The organism is Mesorhizobium sp. M1396, assembly GCF_040317725.1.
Classification (GTDB): Bacteria; Pseudomonadota; Alphaproteobacteria; order Rhizobiales; family Rhizobiaceae; genus Mesorhizobium.
Genome location: NZ_JAMYLA010000006.1, coordinates 22,885 through 37,180 on the forward strand (window position 1 = coordinate 22,885; position 14,296 = coordinate 37,180).

Sequence of the window (14,296 nt, forward strand, 5' to 3'; positions counted from 1 at the left end):
GCCGCGGATGCGGGCGCCCTCGGCGGGAGAATAGCACTCGCGTGCCGTGAGTCCATTCGGGCGCTGTGGAATGAGCGCCAGCCTCACCGCGCATCAATTCACCAGGAACAGCCGCTCGGCCACGTAGAGCACGACACCCGCGAGCCCACCGATGATCATGCCGTTGAAGCGGATGTATTGCAGATCCCTGCCGATGTTCATCTCGATCAGCCGCGTCAGCTGCGCAAGGTCCCAGCGCTTGACCTGGTCGGCGATGAATGTCGACACGCCGCTCTTCTGGCTCTCCACGAACGATGCGAGCGCCACCACGAATCCTTGGTTCATGTCGGCCCGGATCTGCGCATCGCTGGCCAGATGCCGCCCGACCTCGACGAACATGTTGGCAAGATGCGCGCGGATAACCGAATTCGGCGCCTTGGCGTCCTGCTCGATGAACCGGCTGAGGCTTGCCCACATGTCGCCGGCCAATCCCTTGACCTCCGGCCGTGCCAGGAAATCGCGCTTCAGCTTCTCGGCGCGTTTGGCGTATTGCTTCGATGTCCTCAGCTTTTCGATGAAGCCTTGAGCGAAACGGTCGAATTCGGCGCGCATCGGGTGGTCGGGATCGGCCCTCACCTCGTCGAGCAGCGAACCGGCCGAAGCGACGATCTTCTTCAGGAGGTAGGCGTCGGCGCGAAACAGGTTGAACAGCGACGGCAATTCCTCGCGGATTTTCTCGCGCATCGTCGCCAGCGCCTGTTCGTCGTTGAGAAAACGGCCGATCACCTTGGTGAATTCATCGAACAGTTTCTGGTGGCGGCGATCGTCGGTGAGCGAGGAGAGCAGCTCGGCGGCCAGCGGCGCCAGTGGCACCTTCTCGATCTGCTCCAGCATGCGGCTGGTGACGAAGCCGCGCAGGCCGGATTGCTCGACGGCGGCCAGTGTCTGCGGCACCAGCCGCACGACGAAGCGCGACAGGTCGGCGGCGCGCTCGGTATCGGCCAGCCAATCGGCGACGAGCGCCGAAAAATCGACCTCCGCAAGCTTTTCGCGCACCGGCTCGGGCGCCAGGAAGTTGACCTCGATGAAGCGGCCGAGATTGTCGGCGATGCGATTCTGGTTCTCGGGGATAATGGCGGTGTGCGGGATCGGCAGCCCCAGCGGCCGCTTGAACAACGCCACCACGGCATACCAGTCGGCCAGGCCGCCTATGGTCGCGGCCTCGGCAAAGGCGGCGACGAACCCGAGCCACGGATAGCCATGCTCGAACGACTTGGCTATGGCGAAGACGAGAACGCACAGCGCCAGTGCGGCTGTTGCCGCGAATTTGGTGCGCCGCAGGGCCGAAAGGTTGGCATTCGCGTCGCTACCGGTTCGCGAAGGGGTCATGGCCTGGGCCGATTGTGCCATGGTCGAGCTGCTCCTCGTCGGTTGCGGGCTAATCTAGTATCTCGTTTGCCCGAATGCCCGCCCTGTCCCGCGCGGTCACGGTTTTCTCCGGTCTTGCACATAAGTTGACGCGAATATTCACCTATTATGGCGCGCTAGTCTGGAATTATTCCAAGGTATGGGCCATATTCGATTCAACCTATTGCTTTGCGAGGACAAAATGCGGTTAACGCGCCAGACCAATTATGCCATGCGCATCCTGATGTATTGCGCGGCAAACGATGACCGGTTGAGCCGCATCCCCGAGATCGCCGCCGCTTATTCGGTGTCGGAACTGTTCCTGTTCAAGATCCTGCAGCCACTTGTCGAGCACGGTCTTGTCCAGACCGTGCGCGGCAGGAATGGAGGCGTCAAGCTTGGCCGGGCGGCCGAAGCCATCAGCCTGTTCGATGTCGTGCGCGTGACGGAAGAGAGCTTCGCCATGGCCGAATGCTTCGAGAACGACGCCGCAGAGTGCCCGCTGGTCGACAGCTGTGCGCTGAATTCGGCGTTGCGCGAGGCACTGAACGCGTTCTTCGCGGTGCTGGAGCGCTACACGATCGCCGATCTCGTGGCGGCGCGGCCGAATGTGCGCAACCTGCTCGGCATCGACATGCTGATGGAGCGCCGAGCCCCGGCTGCCTAACCGACTGACGATTGCGGCAGCACGAACGGCATGTTCCCGGCCGGCAGCACGCCGACCCGGAGCCGGCAGTCGAACACTTTTTCGATCAGGTCATCGCTCAGCACATCTTTAGGCGATCCGGTGGCGGCCAGCCGGCCGCGATGCATGACGAAGATCCGGTCTGCATACATGGCCGTCAGATTGAGGTCGTGCAGGATGGCGACCACGCCGCCGCCCCTTCTGGCGAAGTCGCGGGCAATGTTCATGATGATCAGCTGGTGCTTGATGTCGAGACTGGAAACCGGCTCGTCGAGGAACAGATAGCGCGGTTTGCCGTCGAGCACCGGCGCCCAGACCTGGCACAGCACGCGCGCAAGCTGGACGCGCTGCTGCTCGCCGCCGGAAAGCTCCTGGTAGAAACGTCCGGCAAAGCCGTCGAGATCGACGCGTGTAAGCGCCCGCTCCGGCAGCCGCGCATCCTCGCCCGGCAGGACGCCCGAGCGGCCGCTGACAAGGCCAAGCTTGACCACTTCTCGCACCGTGAACGGGAACGACAGCGTCGTCGCCTGCGGCAGCACCGCGCGCTGGACGGCGGTCTCGATCGGCTTCATCGCGCGGAGATCACGGCCATTGAGGGCGACGCGCCCGGTGTAGGCGAGTTCGCCGGAAAGCGCCTTGAGGAAGGTCGTCTTTCCCGAACCATTGGGGCCGACGATGGCGGCGATCTCACCGGCGCGCGCGTGGAAATCGACACCGCTGACGATGGGCTTGCCGGCGATATCAACCGAAACGTCCCTTGCCTCGATCATCCAAGCCTCACAGGTCCCAACTCTCGCAAATCAACCACTCTCACAAATCAATCACGCCGCGCTTGCGCAGCAGGATCCAAAGGAAGAACGGCGCACCGGCGATCGCGGTGACGATGCCGATCGGCAGTTCGGCCGGCGCCACGATGGTACGCGCGACCGCATCTGCCAGAAGCAGCAATGAGGCGCCGAGCAGCGCCGACGCCGGCAGCAGATAGCGATTGTCCGGACCGATCAGCAGGCGCAGCAGATGCGGCACGACGATGCCGACGAAACCGATGCCTCCGCTGACGGCGACGGACGCGCCGACCGCCGCCGAGACACCGATGATGGCCGTGTATTTCAGCCGCTGCACCGGAATGCCGAGATGGCCGGCGGTCGCCTCGCCCAGCGCCAGTGCGTTGAGGCCGCGTGCCAGGAACGGCATCGCCGCCAGCGCCAGCACGATGATCGGCCCGACGGAGGCAATCTTCGCCCAGGTCGCGCCGCCGAGCGATCCGAGTGACCAAAAGGTCAGGTCGCGCAACTGGCGATCGTCGGCCATGAAGATGAGGATGCCGGTCAGCGCCATGGCGAGCGCCGCCAATGCGATACCGGCGAGCAGCATGGTGGCGACCGAGGTTTGCCCCCGTCGCGTCGCGACCTGATAAAGCACCAGCGTCGTGGCGAGCCCGCCACAGAAGGCCGCCAGCGGCAGTGCAAGCGTGCCGAGCAAGGCTGTCACCGGAGCCAATATCGTGGCGCCGAGCACGATGACGGCAACCGCGCCGAGGCTGGAGCCAGCCGAAACGCCAATGAGGCCGGGGTCGGCCAGCGGATTGCGGAACAACCCCTGCATGACCGCGCCGGAAACCGCGAGCGCCGCGCCGACCAGCATGCCGAGAATGATGCGCGGCAGGCGGACGTCGTAGACGATCAGGCTGTCGCGGGCGCTCAACGCGGCGTTGTCAGGCACTGTACCGAACAACCAGCCGCCGATGACGCTGACGGCCGATGCGTCCGACGCCCCCGATGTCAGCGACAGAAAAACGGCAGCCGCGAGCCCCAGGCACAGCAGTAGGATGACGATGCGGGCGCGTGCGGAACGGTCGCCTTCAGATGCACTCGCCATCACCGGACCGGCGATCGATTGATCGACCATGATCTGCCCGCTCAGTCCGTGACCTGCGCGCCATACAGCGAGACAGCGAGGTCGTGAATGGCATCGGCCGTGCGTGGCCCGAAGCCGAGCAGATAGCCGCCATCGATGCGGATCAGCTTGCGAGCGGTTCCGGCCGGCGTCGAGGCGATCGACGGATTGCCGAACAATTCGTCGTCCGATACCGGAGGCCCGGCATTGCTCATCATCAGGATCACGTCCGGCCTGGCGGTGATAACAGCCTCGTCGGACATTTGCTTGTAGCCGGAAAAGCCCTCGACCGCGTTGACGCCGCCAGCCAGCTTGACCATGCCGTCGGCGGCGGTCTCGCTGCCGGCCGCCAGGATCTTGCCGCCCTGTATCGACAGCACGAAAAGGATGCGCTTGCGCTCCTTGATCGACGCCGTCTGCTGTTCGGCGGCGGTGAGCTTGGCGTCAAGCTCCTTGGCCAGCACCTCGGCCTTGGCGTCGACGCCGAGTGCCTTGCCGACGATGCGGACCTTCTCGAGGATGCCTTCGTGGCTATAGTGCTCGGGCACTTCGATGAACGGGATGCTGGTCTTCTTCAAGACATCGACGGCTTCCTTGGGACCGCTGCCGTGCAGCGCCAGGATGCCGGTCGGGTTTACCGACAGGACGCCTTCCGGCGAAAGGGCGCGCATATAGCCGACATCAGGCAGCGCGAGCGCCGCCTTCGGATACCGGCTGGTGGAATCGCGCGCCACCAGACGCTTCTCCTCGCCGAGCGCATAGACGATCTCGGTGATCGAGCCGCCAATGGCCGCTATCCTCGAGGGATCGGCAAACACGGCCGTGCCTTCGGCGGCGCTGACAGGTTGCAGCGCGACGAAAGCAAGGGACAGACCGATCGCCGGTGCCATTGCCGATCTTAAAACGGGCGCCAAGCCAAGGACAGGCGCCAGTCTGGAAAAGGAAACCATGGCTGTAGTCCTCAGGCTGCCGTCGGGCTTGGGATGCGCGGCAGGTTTTCCGCCAGGAACCGCCAGTCGTCACGCTCGCTTTCGCCTTCATGACGCTTGCCGAAGAACTGGATGATCATCTTGCCGTCGGCGTCATAGACCTCGAGCGAGGTGACATGACCGTCCTTGGTCGGCTTGCGCACGGCCCAGACCTCGTGGATGTGGTCGGTTCGCAGGTGCAGGTGGAAGGTTTCGTCCATCACGTTGATCCATGGTCCCATCGGCGTGATCGATTTGACCGGGCCGGAATGGATCTGGATGCAGCCGCGGTTTCCCACGAAGCACATGATCGGCATCTCGCCCTCCGCAGCATGGTGGAACATGGCACGGACGGCGTCATTGTCGAGCTGCCAGGCGTAGTCCTGCCCGACCATGCGCACCGCCTGGCGGCGGCTGAGCTTCAGCGTCTTCAGCATGCCGAAGAACTGATGCACGTCGGTCAGCCGGCTCCAGCGGTCGCGCAGGTCGTCGAGATCGGCGGTCGTTTCATCACCATGGTTCTCGTCATCGGGGAGAGGCCCGGAAATATCGACAGTCGGTTCCTGGTTGGACGATTCGAGCGCGGCGACCAGCTTCTGATAGGCATAGAGACTGGAGGCCGGCCGCAGATGCACCTTGTGCACGGCCTCGCCTGCCGCGTCGAAGAACTGCAGGCTGCGGCGGATCTCGTCGCCATCGCGCTTTTCCACGGCAAAGCCGTGTGCCCACACCTTCGGGAAGATGCGCAGATCGATGTTTTCGCCAAGCACCATGGCATTGTGGTTGCCGGTGACGACCTTGTCATAGACGCCGATCTTTTCGTGCACCGCGCTTTCATTGCGGGTCAGCGCCATGACCTCGCCGACCGCTTCGAGGCCGGTCAAAAGATCGTTGACACGCGGCTCGATGCGGACGACGCCATCGCCGCAATGCGCGGCGACCAACTCGGCCTCCGAAATGCCGAGCTGGGCAGCCAGATCACGCTCGCGCGTCTTCGGATTGTCTGTCCGTGCCCGCCGGATTTCATGCGGGGCGGGTTTTACGCGCTGGTCCATGTCTCGGTCCCTATTGCCTTGCCTTACTTGTTGAGAATGAGCTTGCCCTGCCGGGTGATCTTCAGCCGGTAGAGCGCGCCATGATGCTCGATGCCGATCTCGTGCTCGCCTTGGAACAGAGTGTTGCTGGACAGGGTTCGCACCGCCAGCGGAACCCGGTCGAAACGGGCGGAGGCATCGTCGGAACGGCGGACGCGATAGCGAAAATCGTTGGGATTGTGGGTGTTCATCTGGATGGATCCCTTTCCTGTGCCGGGCGTCTGGCTAGGCGTTGCGTAATCCGATTCATATCTTGACTTGAATAATCATGTTTACTAGTCAGTGCAATACCGGATTAAATGAGTCAAGATTTAAGACGCCGGACACGATCAAAAATGCCAGCCAGCCCCGGGCCAGCCAGCATGAAACCTGGATTTTGGAGTTGGGGCATGGGGTTGGTGAATTGGGAATGGCGCGGCCGGTCGGCGGCGAACGGCGCGGCGGCTTTGCTGGCAAGCGTGGCGGCGATTGCCTTGTCGGCGCAACTGGCCAACGCTCAGCAGGCGGCGGACCAGCAGACAGATCAAATGAAGAAGGCTGACGAAGCCGCACCAGCGGGCGCAACGCTGCTCGACAAGATCCTCGTCATCAGCCGCACCGGCGAGACGGCGATCGAATCGCTGGCTTCGGCCAGCCATGTCGATCAGGAACAGCTCGACCGCCGCATGGCGACGACGCCGAACGAGATGCTGCTCGGCGTGCCCGGTGTCGCGGCACAAGCCGACGCAAGGCGCGTCAGCACCAGCATCAATATCCGCGGCTTGCAGGATTTCGGTCGCGTCGCGGTCATCGTCGACGGCGCCCGTCAGAACTTCCAGCGTTCCGACCACGGCACCCAGTCGACCTTCTACATCGACCCCGAGCTCGTCAAATCCGTCGACGTGATCCGCGGTCCGGTCGCCAACACCTATGGCTCGGGCGCCATTGGCGGCGTCGTCTTCTTCGACACCAAGGACGCCGAGGATTTCCTCAAGCCGAACGAGACATGGGCCGGTTCCGTCACGGGACGTTATGAGAGCAACGGCAAGGGCTGGACATCAAGCGCATCCGGCGCCTATCGCTTCAACGAGAACTGGGATGCGCTGGGCAACATCGTCTACCGCAATTACGACGACTACAAGGATGGCGGTGGCGACACGGTCAAGGGCACCGGCTTCGATGTGCTCAGCGGCCTGCTCAAGACCACCATCCGGCCGACCGACAACAGTGAACTGAAGCTCGGCTGGGTCGGCTCAAGCGACGGCTGGAACGAAATCAGCGGCGGCGTGCCGGTCAATGACGTCGACCTGAAGTCGAACACCTTCACGGCCCGATACAACATCACGGACGAGGACAAGAGCTGGCTCGATCTCCACATCAACACCTCCTACAACAAGACCAACCTCGATCTGACCAGCCTTGTCCCGCAAAACCGGTTTGATCCGGTCACCGGTCTTCCCATTGTCTTGCCGGCGGGGTCACAGTCGACATTCGACGTCGGCACGACCGGCATCGACATCTGGAACACATCCCGCTTCGAAACGGGCGGCATCGCGCATGAGCTGACATATGGCGGCGACTGGGTCGGCGACAACGTCAAGACGGGCGGCGCGGCCGGCGGCGACAGCTTCTACACGCCGTCGGGCAAGCGCAACGTCTCCGGCACCTATGTCCAGGACAAGCTCACCTGGGAGTGGCTCGAAGTCATCGCCGGGCTGCGCTACGACAGCTACAGCCTCAAGGATGACACCCACGATATATCTGGCGACAAGGTGTCCCCGCGCATCACCGTCGGTGTCACGCCATTCGAATCCGCAGGCCTTGCGGGTCTTCAGTTTTACGGCACCTACGCCGAGGGCTATCGATCACCATCGATTACCGAGACTCTGATCAGCGGCAATCACCCGGCCGGCGTCAGCTTCCCGTTCCTGCCCAATCCCAATCTGCGGCCCGAGACCGGCAAGACGACCGAATTCGGCATCAACTACAAGCAGAACGACATCATCGAGGCTGGCGACGCGTTTCGTCTCAAGGCCGCGTATTTCAACAACGATGTCGATGACTATATCGATGGCGTGACGCTGTCGCCGTTCGATCCGACCAGCGGCTGCCCGTTCGGCCCAGGCATCCCGATCTGCTTCCAGTATCAGAACTTCGCCAAGGCCAAGATCAACGGCTTCGAGATGGAAGGCGTTTACGACGCGGCATGGGGCTATGCCGGACTTTCGGCCTCCACCATCAGCGGTCACACGATCTCATATGAAGGCGACCGGGCAGATCTCGCCACCATCCCCTCCTCCCAAGTCACGGCGCAGCTCGGCTTGCGCTTCCTCGAGGACAAGCTGACCGTCGGTGGCGAAGTGCAGTACAATGGCAAGCCGAAGGGCAATGCGGTGGCCAAGGACTACACGCTGGTCAATGCCTTCGCGAGCTATCAGGCGACCGACAATCTCAAGGTCGATTTCCGCGCCGACAATCTGTTCGATGTCAAATACGCCAACCCGCTCAACGGCGGCACGACGGTTGCGGTCTACGAGCCCGGCATCACGTTGAAGCTGGCGGCAACGATGCGGTTTGGAGGCTGACGACAATGACAAGCTTGACGACATCCCTTCGTCTGCTGACCTCGACGCTGGCGATGTCGCTTGCAATGGTTCCGGCGTGGGCACAAGTGTCCGCGCCGGTCCCCGCGCTCACCCTTGAACTCAACGGTGCGCAACCTTCCGACAAGGGTTGCCGCCTGACTTTCGTGGTCAACAACAATCTCGGCGCCGACCTGTCCAAGGCGGCGTTCGAGATCGCCCTGTTCAACGAGGCCGGCGTCGTCGACAGGCTGACCGTGCTCGATTTCAAGGAATTGCCGGCGGGCAAGACCAAGGTGACGCGTTTTGATCTGGCCGGTACCGAGTGCTCGAAAGTCAGCCGCGTGCTGATCAACAGCGCGACCGAATGCACCGGAACCGGCGTCGAACCGAATGCCTGCATGCGCAAGCTGAAGACGGGCACCAAGACCGGTGTCGCTTTCGGCGTCTGAGGTGGGATTGCATCCCGCAATCACGCGAAACACCGTGGCATGGCCGCTGGCCGCCTCCCATGCATTGTCGTTTGGACCAAGCGATCTTGATTTGACAATTCTGCTCTTGTCGCTGCAGGTCTCGTCACGAGACATGCAGGACATCAGCCCGCTCCCCGACGCCAGCGCCGAGCTGGCCATGAAGTCAACCGAGCCGCTTGCGGCGCCGCGCCTATCGGACTGGAACCGCAAATGGACGGCGGCGGTTGTCATCTCCTGCGCTCTCCACGCCGCGGTGGCAGCGGCTTTTCTGATCTCGCCCTCAGGGACATCCAGTTTCCAGGACGCAATGCATGCGGAAGGCAGCGATCAGTCCGGCACCAATGTGGTCGGCAACGCGCTGGATAAGGACCCCGCGGCAATAAATGTCGCGCTGGTGCCGAACCCGCAACCGGCCAAACCAGAGCCAGCAAAGCCGGCCAAGCCGGCGCCGCCAACAGAACCTGCGCAGCCCGCCCGGGAAGCGGCGAAGCCGCCGCTCAAGCCTTTGCCGGAACCTGTCAAACAGCAGACGATCACCCCGGACATATTGGTGGCCGGCGCCCCACGCCCGGATGACCAGAGCGTGTCTCCCAAGACCGAACCGCCGGCACAGCCGACGGTTCAGGCCGAGAGGACCGAGGCGCCTGTGGCCGTTCCGGAGCAGCCGCCGATCCCCAGCGCCAGGCCAACTCCGGCAGTTGCCCCAGCAACTGCAAGCGAACCATACGAGAAGCGCGGCACAGCGGACGGCCGCGAAATAGAAGCGGCAATTGCCAGCAAAGGCAGAAAACAAACCGATGCCGGCAACGCGGCAACGTCTCGCTATAGCGGCGAGGTGGCCAACAAATTGGCTCGCGCCAATCGCCGCGTTTCGAAAGCCGCGCAGTCGACAGCCCGCAACAACGCTATGGTGGTATTTGTGGTGCTGGCCAATGGAAACATCAGCGACTTGCAACTTGCCAAAAGCTCAGGCTCTCCGGAACTCGATCAATTCGCGTTGGAGCTGGTGCGAAAGCAGGCACCCTTCCCTCCCATTCCGCCGGAGACCGGAATGTTAAGCTGGCGGTTCAAAGCACCAATCGGCCCATTCTGAGTCTCCGTCGACCGTTATGCCATCCATCGATCGTCAAGCATGAAAGGAATCACGATGTACATCGCCATGAATCGCTTCAAGGTGCAGGCCGGCTCGGAGAGCGATTTCGAGGCCGTGTGGAAGAACCGCGACTCCAGCCTCGCGGAGATGAAGGGGTTTAGGGAATTCCATCTGCTGCGTGGCCCGGTCAACGAGACCGAAGGTTACACGCTGTTTGCGTCGCACACGGTGTGGGCGAGCCATGATGATTTTATCGCCTGGACCAAATCGGAGAATTTTCGGGCCGCCCACCGAAATGTCGGCACGACAAAGGTCCATTATCTCGGCCACCCCCAGTTCGAGGGGTTTTCGGTCGTCGAAGGCGCGTAATGCATGTCGCCCAAAAGTGGTCCCGGTTTTGGGACAACGACATGCATAAAAACAAAAGAGTTAGAGCCATTCATCGTTTCCACGAAACGGTGAATGGCTCTAACTCTGGCCGGGTCAGGCTCCGGCCAGCAGGCTCGCATTGCCCCCGGCAGCCGTCGTATCGACGCAGACGGCCCGCTCATGCGCATAGGCCGCTGGGTTCAGCACCTCGCTGACCAGCGGTATGATCGGGCCGGAGCGGTCGGCGATGACCTTGCGAACGATGCGCGCGGCCTCGGGCGTGCCGGAAAAGGCGACGACATCGACGCGCAGCGAACGCGCTTCGACCGGATCAGGGCGGCCGTCGATAGCTGCCAACGGCAGGCCCTTGCCGGTCAGCGGGGAGAGCGCCGCCGGGGCGCCGGGCGCCACGGCCAGCACCGCATTGCCGGCGGCGAGTGCCTGGATCGTCTGCGCGAGCAGCGTATCGCCATCGGGACCAAGGCATAGCACTCGTCCGCGTGGCGACAGCGAGAGCGTGTTGGCTTCGCCGGTCGGTCCCGGCAGGTCGACCTGGCCGAAGTCGATCCCGGAGGCAGCGCCAATGGCCGCGGCACCCTTGCCGCGCAGATGCTTCCTCAGAATGGCGATCCGGTCCGGGCGCGTCGACCAGCCGCCAAGTGTGGGATCAGGCAGATTATCGGCAAGTTCGGTCGCCGTCACCTTATGGCCATCCTGCACATGGGTTCCGGCCTCCGGCCCTTTGCGGAAGCGCCTGAGATAGTGCGGACCGCCAGCCTTGGGTCCGGTGCCGGACAGCCCCTCCCCGCCAAACGGCTGCGAACCGACCACGGCGCCGATCTGGTTGCGGTTGACATAGATGTTGCCGGCATGGATGCCGTCGACGAAATGCTGCACGCGGCCCTCGATGCGGGTGTGCAGGCCGAAGGTCAGGCCATAGCCCTTGCGGTTGATGGCGGCGATGACCGCATCGATCTCGTCGGCGTCGAACGTGGCGACATGCAGCACCGGCCCGAACACCTCGCGCTCCATGTCCTCGATACCCTTGACCCGGAAGACGTGCGGCGCGACGAAGCGGCCCTCCTTGGGCGCTTCAAGCTTGGCGATCAGCCGGCCCTGCAGGCCCATTTTCGTGCAGTACTCGCGAATCGAGCTTTGCGCCTCGTCGTCGATGACAGGCCCGACATCGGTCGAAATCCGCCAGGGATCGCCAATATTGAGCGCTTCCATGGCGCCCTTCAGCATCTCCAGCATCTTCTTTTCGACGTCCTTCTGCACATAGAGCACGCGCAGCGCCGAGCAGCGCTGGCCGGCACTCTGGAAGGCCGAGGCCAGGATGTCGCGCACCGCCTGTTCGGGCAGCGCGGTGGAATCGACGATCATGGCGTTGAGACCGCCGGTCTCGGCGATCAGCATGGCGTCGGGCGCGGCCGTCTCGGCCAGTTGTTTCTCGATCAGCTTCGCGACCTCGGTCGAGCCGGTGAAGCAGACGCCGGCAATGCGCGGATCGGCAGTGAGCGGCCCGCCGACCGATGGGCCGTCGCCCGGCAGAAGCTGAATGACGTCTTGCGGCACGCCGGCCTCGCGCAGCAGCTCGACGGCGCGGAAGGCGATCAGCGGCGTCTGCTCGGCCGGCTTGGCGATGACCGAATTGCCGGTGACGAGTGCCGCCGCGATCTGGCCGGTGAAGATGGCGAGCGGGAAGTTCCACGGCGAAATGCAGACGATGGCGCCACGCGCTTGCGTGCCGGCCTCCGCATTGGCCGCCTCAGTGGCGTAGTAGCGCAGGAAGTCGACGGCTTCGCGCACTTCGGCTACGCCGTCGGCCAGCGATTTGCCGGCCTCTCGGGTGGCGAGCGCAAAGAACTCGACGGCATTCGCCTCGTAGAGATCGGCGGCGCGGTTGAGGATCGCGGCGCGCTCGGTCACGGGACGTTTCGCCCAGGCCGGCTGCGCTTCCACCGCAAAGCGCACGGCGGTCGCCACCTGCTTGGCGGCGGCTTCGCTGACGGTGCCGACCACTTCGGAGGGCTTTGCCGGGTTGACGATCGGGCGCTGCTTGCCATAGCCGGCAGCCCGCGTGATCGGCTTGGCATGCCAGCGGTCGGGACCAGCGAATGCAGCCCTGGCCTTGTCGATCGCCGCCAGCGTCACCGTGTCGGTGATATCAAATCCCTTCGAGTTGCGACGGCCGTCGCCAAAAATCTGGGACGGCCGGGGAATCGCGGGGTTGGCGGCGGGGCCTTGGCTTTCGACGGTTTCGAGCGGATCGCGGGCAATGTCCTCCGGCTCGACGTCCTCGTCGGTGAGTTGGTGCACGAAGGAGGAGTTGGCACCGTTCTCCAGCAGTCGGCGGACCAGGTAGGCGAGCAGATCGGAATGCGCACCGACCGGTGCATAGATGCGGCAGCGCGTGCCTTCGGCCCGGCGCACCGTCTCGTGCAGAGCCTCGCCCATGCCGTGCAGGCGCTGGAACTCGAAGGTATCGCGATTGTCCGCCATCGACAGAATGGCGGCGACGGTGTGGGCATTATGGGTGGCGAATTGCGGATAGATGCGGTCGGTCATGCCAAGCAGTTTTTTCGCGCAAGCGATATAGGAGACATCGGTGTTGGCCTTGCGCGTGAAAACGGGGTAGCCGGTCAACCCCAGCGCTTGTGCCCGCTTGATCTCGGTGTCCCAATAGGCGCCCTTGACCAGCCGCACCATGATGTTGCGGTCGTATTTCCTGGCCAATGCGTAGAGCCAGTCGATGGCGTAGGCCGCGCGTGGCCCATACGCTTGCACCACCACACCAAAACCGTTCCAGCCGGCGAGTTCCGGCTCGGCCAGCACCCGCTCGATGACGTCGAGCGACAGATCGAGGCGATCCGCCTCCTCGGCATCGATGTTGAGACCCATGCGCGAATGCCGCGCGGCAAGCGCCAGCGACAGCAGACGCTCGGCCATCACAGGCAGCATCTCGTCCTTCTGCGCCACCTCATAGCGCGGATGCAGCGCCGACAGCTTGACCGAGATGCCGTGGTTCTGGCGGATATCAGGGCCATTGGAACCGGCGTCGAGCGAGGAAATCGCGTCGGCATAGGCCTTGTGGTAGCGCAAGGCGTCGGCCTCGGTGCGGGCCGCCTCGCCAAGCATGTCGAACGAATAGAGATAGCCCTTCTGCGTCATTGACCGGCCGCGCTTGACTGCCTCGGCGATGGTGCGGCCGAGCACGAACTGCTCGCCCATCTCGCGCATGGCCGCGGCCACCGCCTTGCGGATGACCGGCTCGCCCAACCGCCTCACCATGGAGCGCAGCGTGCCTTCGATGCCGCCCTCGCCTTCGTCAAGCACACGGCCGGTCAGCATCAGCGCCCAGGTCGAGGCGTTGACGAAAATGGAGCTCGAGCCGCCCGAATGCGCTGACCAGTCGTGCGGCGCGATCTTGTCGGCGATGAGGTCGTCCATCGTCTCGGTGTCGGGCACGCGCAACAGCGCCTCGGCCAGGCACATCAGCGCCACGCCTTCCTTGGTGGAGAGACCGTAGGCGGAGAGGAAGACTTCCATCAGCCTTGGATCCGACGAGCCGCGCACCGCCCGCACCAGATCGGCGGCGCGGGCCGAGATCGCCTTGCGGTCTTTCGCGGAAAGCCCTGTCGCCTCGGCCAGTCGCTTCACGGCCTCGTCTTCGTCGGGCAGGTAGTTGGCGCGGATCTGCTGGCGGATGGCATCGAGCGATGGCATGGCGGTTCCGTGGATCGAACAAAGGGGATCGGGCCGGCGGTCACC

12 protein-coding genes are annotated in these 14,296 nt (G+C 63.7%); 5 read left to right on the forward strand and 7 right to left on the reverse strand.

The features are described from left to right. Positions 1–93 precede the first annotated feature (93 nt). Positions 94–1,389 (reverse strand): DUF445 domain-containing protein, encoded by a 1,296-nt coding sequence (locus NKH02_RS05260; RefSeq protein WP_352876905.1) that lies wholly within the window; start codon positions 1,387–1,389, stop codon positions 94–96. Positions 1,390–1,588: 199 nt separating this feature from the next. Between NKH02_RS05260 and rirA the strand changes: the two genes are divergently transcribed. Continuing rightward, complete coding sequence (gene rirA, locus NKH02_RS05265; protein WP_352627958.1) at positions 1,589–2,053, forward strand: iron-responsive transcriptional regulator RirA; 465 nt, start codon at positions 1,589–1,591, stop codon at positions 2,051–2,053. Here rirA and NKH02_RS05270 read toward each other — a convergent pair. The 5 genes from NKH02_RS05270 to hemP all read right to left on the reverse strand — a co-directional run bounded on the left by NKH02_RS05270 (position 2,050) and on the right by hemP (position 6,220). Next, the gene (locus NKH02_RS05270) at positions 2,050–2,841 is read right to left on the reverse strand and encodes a heme ABC transporter ATP-binding protein (RefSeq protein ID WP_352867610.1); all 792 of its coding nucleotides are present in this window, start codon (positions 2,839–2,841) and stop codon (positions 2,050–2,052) included. The two genes, rirA and NKH02_RS05270, sit on opposite strands and share 4 nt — an antisense overlap. Positions 2,842–2,881: 40 nt before the next feature. After that, positions 2,882–3,979 (reverse strand): FecCD family ABC transporter permease, encoded by a 1,098-nt coding sequence (locus NKH02_RS05275; protein WP_352876907.1) that lies wholly within the window; start codon positions 3,977–3,979, stop codon positions 2,882–2,884. An 11-nt stretch (positions 3,980–3,990) separates the two neighbouring features. Beyond that, on the reverse strand, positions 3,991–4,857 hold the full coding sequence (locus NKH02_RS05280) for a heme/hemin ABC transporter substrate-binding protein (RefSeq protein WP_352876910.1): 867 nt from the start codon (positions 4,855–4,857) through the stop codon (positions 3,991–3,993). Between the two features lie 71 nt (positions 4,858–4,928). Further along, positions 4,929–5,990 (reverse strand): hemin-degrading factor, encoded by a 1,062-nt coding sequence (locus NKH02_RS05285; protein ID WP_352876913.1) that lies wholly within the window; start codon positions 5,988–5,990, stop codon positions 4,929–4,931. A gap of 23 nt (positions 5,991–6,013) precedes the next feature. Continuing rightward, complete coding sequence (gene hemP / locus NKH02_RS05290) at positions 6,014–6,220, reverse strand: hemin uptake protein HemP (protein ID WP_023757683.1); 207 nt, start codon at positions 6,218–6,220, stop codon at positions 6,014–6,016. A gap of 198 nt (positions 6,221–6,418) precedes the next feature. On the opposite strand from hemP, the gene NKH02_RS05295 reads away from it, so the two are divergent. Genes NKH02_RS05295 through hmuQ form a run of 4 tightly spaced genes read left to right on the forward strand, consistent with a single transcriptional unit; the run spans position 6,419 to position 10,525 of the window. After that, complete coding sequence (locus tag NKH02_RS05295; RefSeq protein ID WP_352876915.1) at positions 6,419–8,593, forward strand: TonB-dependent hemoglobin/transferrin/lactoferrin family receptor; 2,175 nt, start codon at positions 6,419–6,421, stop codon at positions 8,591–8,593. A gap of 5 nt (positions 8,594–8,598) precedes the next feature. Further along, a complete protein-coding gene (locus tag NKH02_RS05300) occupies positions 8,599–9,042 on the forward strand; it encodes a hypothetical protein (protein WP_352876918.1) in 444 nt (147 codons plus the stop codon). Between the two features lie 34 nt (positions 9,043–9,076). Continuing rightward, positions 9,077–10,156 (forward strand): TonB family protein, encoded by a 1,080-nt coding sequence (locus NKH02_RS05305; protein WP_352876921.1) that lies wholly within the window; start codon positions 9,077–9,079, stop codon positions 10,154–10,156. A 54-nt stretch (positions 10,157–10,210) separates the two neighbouring features. Further along, a complete protein-coding gene (hmuQ, locus tag NKH02_RS05310) occupies positions 10,211–10,525 on the forward strand; it encodes a heme-degrading protein HmuQ (RefSeq protein WP_352867692.1) in 315 nt (104 codons plus the stop codon). A gap of 114 nt (positions 10,526–10,639) precedes the next feature. Here the strand turns inward: hmuQ and putA are convergent, their stop codons facing one another. Further along, positions 10,640–14,251: a bifunctional proline dehydrogenase/L-glutamate gamma-semialdehyde dehydrogenase PutA gene (gene putA, locus NKH02_RS05315; protein WP_352876924.1), complete on the reverse strand. Its 3,612-nt coding sequence runs from the start codon at positions 14,249–14,251 to the stop codon at positions 10,640–10,642. Between the last annotated feature and the right edge of the window lie 45 nt (positions 14,252–14,296).